This window comes from Streptomyces coerulescens (assembly GCF_042657965.1).
Taxonomy (GTDB): domain Bacteria; phylum Actinomycetota; class Actinomycetes; order Streptomycetales; family Streptomycetaceae; genus Streptomyces; species Streptomyces coerulescens.
Map to the genome: position 1 here is coordinate 40,154 of NZ_JBHSKM010000032.1, position 12,204 is coordinate 52,357.

Here is a 12,204-nt window from a genome sequence, read left to right on the forward strand (position 1 = left end):
GCCAGCACCGACCAGAAGTACTCGCCGTAGGCGCTCCAGAGGGATGCTGCGGGCTACTCCTTGGCGGCTCCGGCATGAGGTACACCGGTTCCGGGACCGTGGATCGTGTCGGATGAACTGTGGTCGCTGATCGAGCCGTTGCGGCCCGAGCCGGCACCGAAGCTCGTCGAGGGCAGACCTCGAGTGCCGGACCGACAGGCTCTGTGCGGGATCCTGTTCCTCCTGCATACCGGTATCCAGTGGGTGTACCTTCTCCAGGAGCTGGGCTTCGGCTCGGGCATGACCGGCTGGCGGGGGCTGGCCGCCTGGAACGAGGCCAGCGTCTGGGACCAACTCCATGTCGTACGGCTGGAAAAGCTGCAGTCGAAGAACCAGCTGGACTGGTCCCGGGCGGTGATCGACTCTTTCCACGTCAGAGCGGCTCGGCGGGGCCCCAAAGCGGTCCCTGCCCGGTCGATCGCACACGGCCGGGCAGCAGACACCACCTCATCGTAGGCGGGCAGGGCATCCCGCTCGCGGTGTCGTTGACCGGCGGCAACCGCAACGACGTCACTCAACTCCTGCCACTGCTCGACAAGATCCCGGCCGTCGCGGGCAGGGTCGGCAGACCCCGCCTACGGCCGGACGAACTGCTGGCCGATCGCGGCTGCGACCACGACAAGTACCGCCGCCTGCTCTGGCAGCGCGGGATCCGCCCCGTGATCGCGGAGCGAGGCCAGCCACACGGCACCGGCCTGGGCATCTTCCGTTACGTCGTCGAGCGCACAAGGTCCGCTCGATCACCCACCGTTTGGGAAGCGAACGCCGCTGGCCACTCCGCCGCGGGCACGACCACGGCCTTCGCGAGCATGAACCGTCCCGGCGCCGACTCGGCCGGCCCCCGCGCGCTGGTCAGCCGCTTCGCCTTCGACCGTCACACCGCTCGATCTTCGCGGGCATCGGGTCCGGACCGGAGCATGCGGCCATCTCCTGCCACGTCAGCGGGCGCCTGACCCCGGCCGAGCGGCAGGGCCGGCGGCCGACTCATCTATGGACAAACCACCCGTGTTGATATCAACGTCACCCCGAACGAGCGAACCCCACGCTCACCCGCAGCTCGATCAACGACCCAACAGAGAGGCAGTCGCCGTGAACACCGCTGCGGTGGACGACCGCCCGGGCTACCTGCCGATCTACGGCTGTGGGAATCGACCGGCGTGTTCGGTGTCCGGGAAGGGCTGCTCCGCCCAGATGACCTTGCCTTCCTGGATGTAGCGCGTGCCCCAGCGGTGAGCGAGCCGAGCGACCAGGAACAAACCGCGTCCGCCTTCATCCGTATTGGAGGCGCGGCGCAGTCTCGGCGAGGTGCTGCTGCCGTCGGTGACCTCACAGATCAGAGAGAGGCTGCGAAGCAGTCGCACGTGAATGGGGGGCCCGCCGTAGCGAATGGCATTGGTGGCCAGCTCGCTGATGATCAGTTCGGTGGAGAACGTCAGCTCCTCCAGCCCCCACTCGGCCAGTTGTTGGGCGACCGCGGAGCGGAGGCCGGAGACGGCTGCCGGGTCAGCAGGCAGGTTCCACTGCGCCACATTTTTTCCGCCGTCGAGCGAGCGGGTGCGCGCAACGAGCAGTGCGACATCGTCCTGCGGCTTGGCCGGGACCAGGGCTTCGAGCAGGATGTCGCACTTCTCCTCCGGGGTGCCCGCAGAGCGGGTGAGCGCATTGCGTACCGCGGCGAGCACGACATCGGGGTCCTGCGAATCGCCGCGGAGCAGGCCGTTCGTGAAAAGCACCAGATCGCTGCCCTCGTCGAGTTCGATCTCGACGGTCTCGAATGGTTGTCCGCCCAGGCCGAGTGGCGGGCCGGTCGGTATGTCCGGGACGGCGACACGGCCGTCCGGCCGTATCAGTACGGGCACCGGGTGGCCGGCGCTGGCGAGAGTGAGACACCGCGAAACCGGATCATAGACGGCATACAGGCAGGTGGCGCCCGCGATCATGTTCCCGGCCGGTGTACGCGCCTGCTGGTCGCGGTCGAGGCGTTCAACCAGGTCATCGAGATGAGCCAGGACCTCCTCGACCGGCAGGTCAAGATCGGAGAAGTTTCGTACTGCCGTGCAAAGTCGCCCCATGGTGGCGGAGGCCTGTACTCCGCGACCGACCACGTCCCCCACGACGAGCGCCACCCGGGCGCCCGAGAGCGAGATCACGTCGAACCAGTCGCCGCTGGCACCGCCGAGGGCGGGCACATAGCGGTGTGCGGCCTCGACGGCGTTCTGATCGGGCAGGTCGTGAGGCAGCAGACTCGTCTGCAAGGCCAGGGCGGTGGCGTGCTCGCGGGTGTAGCGTCGAGCGTTGTCGATGCTCACGGCTGCGCGACTGACGAGTTCCTCGGCGAGCAGCAGATCGTCCTCTTCGAACCGACCAGCTCGCTTGGACCGGTAGAGGACCACGACGCCCAGGACAACACCACGGGCGCGCAGTGGTACCGCGATGAGTGAGTGAATGCCTTCCTCGCGAATCCGCTCGGTGCGGACCGGATCTTGCGCGATCCACCCGAACGCAGTGTTGAGATCCGACTCAAGGACCGACTCCTCCGCCGCCAGGCTGATCGCCTGCGGAGTGGACTCGGCGTACTGAACCAGATCACCCACCTCGTACAGGTGAGAGGAGGGCCGAATTCCGCTGAGCGCGACGCGGCGGAGAGGTTCTCCGAGACCTGGTGGCTCCTCTCCGCAGAGCACGGGGTCCGGGATGTCCACGGCCGCAAAGTCGGCGAGTTTCGGGACCGCCACCTCGGTCAGATCTTGAGCCGTGCGCGTCACGTCGAGGCTGGATCCGAGGCTCCCGGCCTCACTCAGCAAGGACAGACGCTGCCGAGACAGCAAGGCCAGCCGTCCCACGCCCGGATCCCCGATCGCAACCAGCCACGACGAGGACGGAGCCGGCGGCGAGGGCGACACCCTGTGGGTGGTTGCCGAAGACCGCGGCAGCAGCACCGCGAGTTCCTGGTCCGATCCGGAACCATGACCCGGCCCGATGGTCGTCTCGGCGGCTCTCGTCTCCGTCGTGTCCAGGCAGCGCAGTGCACCGTCGGGCAGCACGGCCTCGATCGCGAACCCGGCCGGGCCGTCGGCGCCGTCCACCGGACGGCAGAACAAGGTGGCCGTGCGACCGTGGCGGAGCCGTACGACGGTCAGGCATGTACGTCCCGCGGAGATCATCTCCGCTGCGGACTGCAGGAGGACAATGCGGTCGCCGGGCTCCAACCGGTCTTCGGGAAGCAACCAGGCGGAGACCGGACGCTCGAACCAGCTCGCTGCGGAAACGCCCGCCCTGCGGCGTGCCCGGTGAAATTCGTACAGCAAGGCACGGTCACGGCCTCGAATCTGGTCGAGCAGCCGCTGCTCGATAGTCTTCGCCGTCGCGTCGACCAGCTTCAGCATGTTGATGTGGGCGTCATCATGTTCACAGGTCAGGTCCAGTGCGCCGAGAATCCTGCCGCTGAGCGGGTCGCGGATCGGCGCGGCAGCGCACGCGAACGACTGCATGATGTCGGCGAAGTGCTCACGGCCGCAGATGAACTCCCGGCGTCTGCTGGCAAGCGCGGTGCCCATCCCGTTCGTGCCGACGATCGGCTCCGGGAAGCCGAAGCCGGGTGCGAGCTGGATGGAGTCGCAATAGGCGTTGAGTGACGGTTCGCCTACGCGCCGCGCCAGCACGCGAACCTGTTCGTCGCACAGGAGAGCGGACGTCTTGATGCCTGCGATCTTCGCCTCGAGATCATCCAGGACCGGCTCGGCCAGCTGGCCGAGCCGACCCCTGAAGTCCAGATCCGCGTGGTAGAGGACCTCGACATGATCGGCCTTGACCCCCTGGGAGTGGCAACGCCGCCACGATCGCAGCACCGGCCCGCGGCACCCGACGGCCACCGGGAGGCCGCCCAGGAATCGATCATGCGCGACATTCAGTGCTCGAATATCGTCCCACTCAACTGTCACCTGCGCCTGCCTTCCCGCCCCCAAGGTCGAACCCAGGGATTCCCGAGCCAGTTGATATCATCATATGCCCATATATGTAACCCGCCGCCAACATCGCGCTGCGCTACAGAAGTGAAGCCCGGCAACAATCCGGCGTACACCGTGTTCGTCCGGTAACCGGGCGTGACGCGTCCCCGCTGGCCTGGAGGGAGCTCCCCGCGCCGATGGGCACGCTCTCAGGGTCCGGCTGCGGCGCGGGTTTCTCCTGCTGCAGGTGCACGCTCAAGTTGTCCCAGACCCACACCACGGGGGTGCCGAGCTGCAGGTGCACCATGCGGATGAAGTCCCGGTAGTCGCACCAGGCGAAGGTCTTCGGCTCACCCCTGCGGCCGCGGTGGACGTGCAGCTTGAAGAACATCCGCGGAGGGTGCCCGGGCCGGAAGCACACCGCGCCGGCGATGTTCACCCGCCCGCCGCGACGGCCGGCCACCCGCACGACTGGACGGGACCCGCGCGGCGCCCAGGTGCGCCCCCTTGGCGGGATCAGCGACTGGCCGCTCTCGTCCGCGAAGCAGATGTGGGCGCCCAGGTCGTGCGCGGTACTTTTACCCGCGGCCACACCTCCGCCTTCCACACCTCGATCGCCGCCTCATCGTGTTCCAGCGCCCGCCGGACCGGCACCTGGCAGCTCCAGCCATGCCGCTTGAGCAGCCGCCACACCCCCTGGACGGTGTAGCCGACATGGAACAGCCGCCCGATCACGCTCTTGAGTGTCCAGCCCTGGTCCTCATCGTTGAAACCGTGCACCAGCGGGCCCCGCTTCAACTCGCCCTCCAGCCGCTGCCACTGCGCCGACGACAACCGCTCGACCGCCATCGGCCCCGCCGACCCCAGCGCCCCTATACCTCCGTGCCGCCAGGCTGCCCGCCAGCGGCGCACCGACCGGTCCGTCACCCGCAGCTGCGCAGCAATCTGTGCCGTGCCCGCCCCGGCCTCGAACCACTTGGCCGCCTCCAACCGCACGGCCTCCCGCTTCTCCTGCTCCGCGGGCGTCAGCCCGCCCCCTTGTGCGTACCGCATGAGGACGTCGTACCGCAGGGATCACGACCCGTCACCACAGCACGGACATCGCCGATTCAACCTGAGTAACGGCCAGGCCGAGCTTGCGGCCCGGTACCATTTTGTCGCATCACGCCCCGTCGACTCCGCGGGAACCCCGGCAGCCGCGTGCACGCTCTGGGTGTCGATCGCCACCATGATCGGGTTCGCCCTGCGCCAGGCTTTCTCGCGCATGTGCCAACGCAGCAGGTCGCGCGGAAGCAGATCCCACTGGCAGCCGGTGCGACCCTGTCAGAGGAGCGTGTTGACGATCTCCCGCACCTCGTGCCGGCCCTGGTGGCCGCTGACCGAGCGGTGTGCGGCCGCCTGGTGCCCGTTGCGATCCGGATAGGCTGGGGTTGTCCTAACGGACGTTGGCGGACACCAACAAGGACAACGTCAACCGTCAGGTTCGGCTCAGCTTCCTGGGCTGAGCTCTCTGGCTTGGGCAAGACAGTCCGGGGTGCGGCCGCCAAATCTCCGTACGTTCCGTGCTCGAAACGGAGATGCCTTGCGCGGTATGACGGATGCGGGAAGTGCCTCCTCGGCGTGCGACGGCTGTCGCGAATGAAGCTGGCCACGTCGTCGCCGGAGATGCAACGCGAGGACGTGCTCACCGCCGCCGCGTCCGTCGGGGGCCACATCATCGGCCGGGCCGATGACTGAGAGGTGTCTGACGCCACCGACTCGATGACCCGGCCGCATACCTTCGGCCACGATGGCCCATGGGATCTCGATGACCTAGTCGACGAGAACCGCTTCACCGCGGAGGCATGGGGCGCGCAGATGGAACTGCGGGCGATTCAAGGCCGAAACCGTAGTGCCACTGAGAAGGCGCGGGCAGCGGGACGCCCGAAGGGGAAAACATGCTTCTGTCCGACGCGGCCCTGGGCTACTTAATGCACCAGGGCAAGCCGGTGATCGACAGAAGGTGGCGCCGGTAGTGGGGATGCCGGTGATTCCGCCGGTGTCCTGGTTCAGCGTCAGCCCCGCAGGCAGCGCACCGGAGGTGACGCTGTATCGGATGGTCTGCGGGTGATGGTGGTCACCCGCGTCTCGTACAGGCTGCCCGCCGTCATCGCCGGCAGGGAGGCGGTGGTGAACGCCGGCGGTCAGCAGGTGAAGCCCCAGGCCGAGCAGACCGAGCCGGCCGGCTCCGGCGAGGAGGTCGCCCCCGGCACAGACGACGCCCTGATCTTGCCGTCACTGGCGCCGACTGCGGCGTCCGGACACCGCTCGTGGTCGGCGGCGCTGCGCTGGTCGCTCCGGGTGGAGCGTTCGTGGTGACGTCACGCCGCAGGCGCGCGCCTTCGAGGGCACACCGCGCACGTTGACGCAGGCGGGACACGCCCTGCTGGCCGTTCCAGGGCCGACGGGCGTCCTCCTGGTGCCACGTCGGCCACCTCCTCCCGTGAGGGTGCGTCTCGTCGGGGTCACGCATGCGGCCACGCTCGTCGGAGAGTGCACTGCCATCCATCGACTAGTAGGCAGCCAACCGACTAATATCTGCTTGGCTTTAACAGTCATGATCTGGTCCCACGCTTCCGGCTTGCGTTCTAACGGTCGTTGCGACACCAGCCCCTGAGGGGCATTGCGATGACCAAGCCCGCGTCGGAAGGGCGGATTCAACCGGTTGTCGCAACACCGGCGCGCACCACTCGTAACGGACACCTATTCGCCTTCATGCTGCTCGCCTCGCTGCCGACACCTCGTCAAAGAATTCACCAGCGGCGCCGCCAGGAGTGACACACCGACGCGGCCCCGACTCCACCGCGACCCGTCGGGCGCACTGTCCGAGCGAATCGAACCACAAGCATCGGAGCACCTGTTGAACACCATCCTCGACGGCGGGGTCGCCGACTTCATCTCCGGCGATCTGAGCAGCCCTCTGAACCGGCCCTTGACGTTGGCGATCCTTGGCGCCGGAGCCCGTGGCACGGCCTACGCCGAACTGGCTGCCAAAAGGCCAGCTGTGGCACAGGTGGTGGCGGTGGCGGAGCCGCATGCACGGGTGCGCGAGGACTTCGTCGCCCGGCACGGCGTCGAATCAGCGCTGAGCTTCGCCGATTGGCGTGACTTGCTCGGTCGGCCGCGTTTGGCCGATGTGGCGGTGGTCGCGGTGCTGGACGCCGATCACGTCGCCGCGGCGGTCGGCCTGGCCGATCTCGGCTACCAGATCCTGCTGGAGAAGCCGATGGCGACCACCGAGGCCGACTGTGAGGCCGTCGCCGCCGCGGCGCGGCGCAACAACACCGCTCTGGCGTTGGCGCACGTCATGCGCTATACGCCCTACACGGTCAAGCTCAAGCAGCTGCTGGCCGAGGGAGCGATCGGCGAGATCGTCTCGGTGCAGCACCTGGAACCGATCGGCTACTACCACTTCGCGCATTCCTTCGTCCGGGGCAACTGGCACCGCGAGGACGAGACCGCCCCGTTGCTCCTGGCGAAGTCCTGCCACGACCTCGACTGGATCGCCGATGTAGTCGGGGACAAGGTGCGGCGAGTGTCCTCGTTCGGGTCGCTGACGCACTTCCGGCCCGAGGCCGCGCCGGCCGGCGCCACCGATCGGTGCCTCACCTGCCCGCTGCAGGACACCTGTGCCTACTCGGCGACCCGGCTGTACCGCACGGGTCTGCGTGAGGGCGGCACCAAGCAGTACTTCGCGAACGTCATGACCGCCGGCGTGCTGACCGAAGGGGCGGTGACCGCGGAACTGGCGGAGGGGCGGTACGGGCGCTGCGTCTATCACGCTGCCAATGACGTTGTGGATCACCAGGTGGTGAACCTGGAGTTCGCCAACGCGGTGACCGCCTCGTTCACGCTGACCGCGTTCACTCCGCTGGAGAACCGCCACACGAAGATCTTTGGCACCCGTGGCCAGCTGACCGGCGACTGCCGCCACATCGAGATCTACGATTTCCGCACCGAGACCCGCACCGTCCACGACACCTCGCTGGATGGCTCCTCGGCCGCTGAAGGTCACGCCGGCGGGGATGCGGCGATGTTCAACGCCTTCCTCGACGCCCTGCACGGCGGCCGCCCCGAGCTGATTGTCTCCGGCGTCGAGGCAGGCCTGGCCGGCCACCGGGTCGTCTTCGCCGCCGAGCGTGCCCGTCACAGCGGAAGGGTGGTGACCCTGTGAGCGAGCGGACGACTGTCGACGGCCCGTTCCTGGAGACCGAGCGCCTGATGCTGAGGCCATTCACCGAGGGGGACCTGGACGAGTACGCCGCGATCATGGCGGATCCGACGGTGACCCGCTTTCTCGGCTCGGGAGCACCGCTCACCCGGGAGCAGGCGTGGGAGAGTCTCGCCCTCCTCGCCGGCCACCAGCGGATGCGGGGCTACACCCAGGAGGCGGTGGTGGAGAAGGCGACTGGGCGGATACTCGGGCGGGGCGGGCTGTGGAACGCGGAGGGCTGGCCCGGCCTGGAGGTCGGCTGGATCCTCGGGCAGGCCGCCTGGGGCCACGGATACGCCACCGAACTCGGCGCGGCTTGGCGTGACTACGCCTTCAGTGCCCTCGACGCACCGCAGTTGTTCTCGGTCATCCACCCGGACAACACCGGGTCGATCCGGGTCGCCGAGCGGATCGGCCACCGCTACCTGCGCGACGTCGAGGTCACCGGCATCCGCTGTCTGCTGTACGGCCAACTCAACCCCAACCACTGAGACCGGCACCACCGTGTGCCGGTGGCCCGTACCCACCCATCGGAGCACTTCATACAGCCGGGAAGGCTACGTCACCAGACCGGCGCGGCTGGCCCCGTCGGCCGCGGCCGCAGCGATGGGCGCCACGACGCTCACTGCTGTAAGCGCGCAACCCGCCTCATCAACTCGACTGGCCAGGTCAGCGCGTTGGTGGACCGACGTACCGGGCAGAACTACATCACGACCGGTCAGGGCACCGCTCCGCTGGTAAGCCTGATGGTCGACGGCCAGCAGGCGACCGCGCCAACGGCTGCTATCCGGCACTGAGGGCGACGAACCAGTCGCAACCAGCAGTGGACACAGCAGCCCGACGGGACGTTGGTGGCCCAGTCCGGCCGCTGCCTCGGCGTGCCGAAGTTCAACAAGGCAAGCGGTACTCAACTGGTGATCTGGGACTCCAACGGAGGAACCAAGCAGCGGTGGGGCCCGGTCAGCCGCCGAGCACGTCCCCGGTGTAGCGGAAACGGAACGAAGCCGACGCGTAGTAGTTCGCGGATGTGCCGATGGCGCTGGCGTGCGGCTGGCCGTCCGCGGTCTTGTTCCATTCGTCGAGTCCGAGGACGTACAGGTGATTGTTCTTCTGCGCGAAGTTGACCTCGCCGTCGCCGACGACGAAGTACGTCCAGCGCGCCGTCGTCGTTGTCGACCCACAGGCCGTCCGTTCCTGCCGGACCGGGGCGCCGTCCGTCGACTCACCGCTGTGGGCCAGGCACATCCCGCTCGCGTAGTTACGGATGCGTACCTCCTGGCCGGCGCGGTCGACGAGGAGTTCCCACTGCTGGGAGCGGCTTCCGTTGCACGTTGCTTCGTACGGCTCGGCACTCTCGGTCGTGGCGATGTCCATGCACTTGCCGGTGGACACGATCGGCAGTTGAGCTCGGTCGTCGGCAGCCGGCTGCCAGGACGGCGGCTGCGACGAGTTCTCGGCCGTAGGGGTGGGCGCTGCGGAAGACGGTGACGACTCGGGCTCGCTCCGCGTGGGCGTGCGCGAGGGTGTGAGCGTTGGTGTAGGCGTGATGGCCTCGGTCTGGGGGGTGGGCCTGTCGGAGGTCAGGGCTTGCGGTGGTTCCGGGGAGTCGTCGCCGTCGGGCAGGAACGCGTAACCGCCAAGGGCGAGGGTTAGCACTGTGGCTCCGATGCCGATGGCCTTGAGCGGGGCCGCCGGACCGACGCCTCCGGTCATGGCTGACGCGGTGCCGGCCGTCGTCGCGCCCGCTGCCTCGCCGCCGTACGACGCTCCCGCCCAGAGCAGCACTCCGGCGGGGAGCACGACACTCAGAGAGCTGTTGAGTTCGCGTATCCGGCACTCTGCGCGGCGACATCGGGGGCAGTCGTCGAGGTGCCGTCTCAAGGCCCGCGGCTGGCGACGGCTTCTGTCGTGACGGATCGCTGCCGCCAGCTGGGCCGTGAAGAACCGGCACTCCTCGGACGCCTTCGCATCGATCGCGTACTCGGTCAGGTATGCCTCACGCAGCCCTTCCCGGGCCCGGGCAGTGAGCGACGTGACGCCGCTGGCGCTGATCCCCAGCAACACAGCAATACGGCTCGGCGGTTCCCCCTCAACTGCTGAGTACCACAGCGCTCCCTGCCAGCGCTCCGGAAGGCGGCGAAAGGCCCGCCTCACCAGGTCGGAGTCCTCGTGCAGCAGCACCAGGTCCTCACCGCTCGCCTCGACCGGCGCCTCCGCCAGCCAGGTCTCGAAGTCGGCGGACAACTCCGTACGACGGGCCGTGGCGGCCCAATCGGCGGCGGCGCGACGCACCGTGGTCAAGAGGTACGGCCGCCAGGCGTCCCTTGGCCCTGCCCCACCCTGAACGGCCCGCAACGTCCGGGCGAACGCCTCCGAGGCCAGGTCCTCCGCGGTGTACACATCCCGCGTGCAGGTGCGCGCGTAGGCGAGCACCGAGGTGTGGTGGCGCCGGTAGAGCTCGCTGAGCGCCCGCTCGGCGAGGTGCGGCGGACCGCTGCGGAGCCGATCGGTGAGGTCGGCGTCGCTGGGGACATCGACCGCGAAGGTGGGGCCGGATGTGGTGTCGTGCATGGTGGTCATCCTGTGGCAGCCGGGGTGCGGGTATGTCAGGGACTGAGCGTCGGATGGCCGGGCCGTCCCGGCAAGTTATCAAACCGTGATATCGGCGATGCTGCCCGACCGACGGCCCGGCTCGCGGAGCCGGCGTGCGGACCGAGCGGGCGTTGATGGCGGCGACCTGGGCATCGTTGCTCCGGTCGATGGTGAAGGTGTGAAGCCCCGCGACGGGCGGCAGCAATCCCTCGGGCAGGGCCTGCCTGACCTGGTCGAGCCCTCCAGAGGCGGGGGAACGGGCCGTCGACGTCGGAGTAGCTTCACGTCCTGTCTCCGGTCGTCATTCGGGCGTGCGAGACCCTCCACCCGGGGACTAATACAGCAGATGAATAAGTAGAGTGCAACCATACGAGCAGGGATGCAGCGTCGTAGCGAGTCATCCGATGTGTATCTTGTTAATGACTATGGGTTTGTTATTTTCACAGCTCAAGACCCATTGAGCCTGCTCATCGCATGTTCGGAGAGATGAGAAAGCACGGGCTGTGATTCATCTGATGTCCGCTCTTGGCGAGCCTTCGCGGGGGCGCTGGGAATCGAGAGCCATTCGATGGCTGTGGAGGGGACCCGCTGCCTCTGCAACGAGTCGCGAGCGTGGGCGTGGCGGTCCATCCGACAACGGGCTTCCGGCACCTAGTACTCCAGTTGCACTTCTCCATTTGTCCTGGTCACGGGGCCTTTTGGGAGTCTAGTGAGCTGACGCTCCGTCAGGGTGGTGGTGGTTCGTGACTCACCCGATCGGGGTGCGTGCGGCGCTGGTAGTGGCCGTGGCGGGCGATGGCCTGGTGGCGTCGGCGCCAGCGGGACCAGTGGAGCCGGTGCGCGGGTGAGTGATGCCGGGCCGCGGAGGGACGGGCAAGGTCCAGGAGTCGCCGGACTTCTGCCACGGAGAGGGGAACGAGGCCGCTTGAACCGCTTCTTCGGCCCCCCTTTCGAGGGCATGGGCGGTCATGGCGGCCAGGAAGGCGTGCGCGAGCATGGCCAGGGTGATGTGGCGGTACCAGTCGACGTAGCGGCGGACTTCGTACTGGTCCAGGCCGCATTCATTCTTCGCGGCCTGGAAGCACTCCTCGATGGCCCATCTGGAGCCGGCGACGCGGACCAGTTCGGAGACGTTCGCCTCCGCGGGGGCGAAGGCGAGGTAGTAGGCGACCTCCTCAGGACGGGCCAGGCTGCGGCGGGCCAGCACCCAGCGGTAGCGGGCAGGGTCTGAGCCCTCGATGGTGGGCAGTTTGGCCGCGGCCCAGTCGTAGACCCGCGGCCCCTTCGCTCCGTCCCCGCAGGAGATTCGCTCCCAGGCCTCGGGCGGGGCGCCGGTCAGGACATGGTCGATTCGCCAGCTCCCTGCGGGCGACT

At 68.1% G+C, this 12,204-nt stretch carries 6 protein-coding genes and 4 pseudogenes; 5 read left to right on the forward strand and 5 right to left on the reverse strand.

Annotated elements, in window-relative coordinates; all coding sequences use genetic code 11:
• Positions 1-102: 102 nt before the first annotated feature.
• A pseudogene (locus ACFPQ9_RS34760) lies at positions 103-821 on the forward strand (IS5 family transposase); the annotation flags it as partial.
• A 351-nt stretch (positions 822-1,172) separates the two neighbouring features.
• Here ACFPQ9_RS34760 and ACFPQ9_RS34765 read toward each other — a convergent pair.
• The 3 genes and pseudogenes from ACFPQ9_RS34765 to ACFPQ9_RS34785 all read right to left on the reverse strand — a co-directional run bounded on the left by ACFPQ9_RS34765 (position 1,173) and on the right by ACFPQ9_RS34785 (position 6,197).
• Positions 1,173-3,980 (reverse strand): SpoIIE family protein phosphatase, encoded by a 2,808-nt coding sequence (locus ACFPQ9_RS34765; RefSeq protein WP_380862374.1) that lies wholly within the window; start codon positions 3,978-3,980, stop codon positions 1,173-1,175.
• 241 nt (positions 3,981-4,221) lie between these two features.
• Positions 4,222-5,039, reverse strand: a pseudogene (locus tag ACFPQ9_RS34780) (IS630 family transposase); the annotation flags it as partial.
• 759 nt (positions 5,040-5,798) lie between these two features.
• Positions 5,799-6,197, reverse strand: coding sequence for an Ig domain-containing protein (locus tag ACFPQ9_RS34785; RefSeq protein ID WP_380862390.1), 399 nt, complete (start codon positions 6,195-6,197; stop codon positions 5,799-5,801).
• Here ACFPQ9_RS34785 and ACFPQ9_RS34790 point away from each other — a divergent pair.
• The 4 genes and pseudogenes from ACFPQ9_RS34790 to ACFPQ9_RS34805 form a co-directional block, all read left to right on the forward strand.
• Positions 6,096-6,344, forward strand: a complete 249-nt coding sequence (locus ACFPQ9_RS34790; RefSeq protein WP_380862378.1) for a hypothetical protein — start codon at positions 6,096-6,098, stop codon at positions 6,342-6,344. The genes ACFPQ9_RS34785 and ACFPQ9_RS34790 overlap by 102 nt on opposite strands.
• Before the next feature lie 346 nt (positions 6,345-6,690).
• On the forward strand, positions 6,691-8,199 hold the full coding sequence (locus tag ACFPQ9_RS34795; RefSeq protein ID WP_380862380.1) for a Gfo/Idh/MocA family protein: 1,509 nt from the start codon (positions 6,691-6,693) through the stop codon (positions 8,197-8,199).
• On the forward strand, positions 8,196-8,729 hold the full coding sequence (locus ACFPQ9_RS34800) for a GNAT family N-acetyltransferase (protein ID WP_380862382.1): 534 nt from the start codon (positions 8,196-8,198) through the stop codon (positions 8,727-8,729). Before ACFPQ9_RS34795 ends, ACFPQ9_RS34800 begins: the two co-directional genes overlap by 4 nt.
• Positions 8,730-9,065: 336 nt before the next feature.
• Positions 9,066-9,188 (forward strand): annotated as a pseudogene (locus tag ACFPQ9_RS34805) (hypothetical protein); the annotation flags it as partial.
• 10 nt (positions 9,189-9,198) lie between these two features.
• Here ACFPQ9_RS34805 and ACFPQ9_RS34810 read toward each other — a convergent pair.
• Together ACFPQ9_RS34810 and ACFPQ9_RS34815 are read right to left on the reverse strand one after the other, a co-directional pair.
• Complete coding sequence (locus tag ACFPQ9_RS34810; protein WP_380862384.1) at positions 9,199-10,809, reverse strand: sigma-70 family RNA polymerase sigma factor; 1,611 nt, start codon at positions 10,807-10,809, stop codon at positions 9,199-9,201.
• 877 nt (positions 10,810-11,686) lie between these two features.
• A pseudogene (locus tag ACFPQ9_RS34815) lies at positions 11,687-12,204 on the reverse strand (IS701 family transposase); the annotation flags it as partial.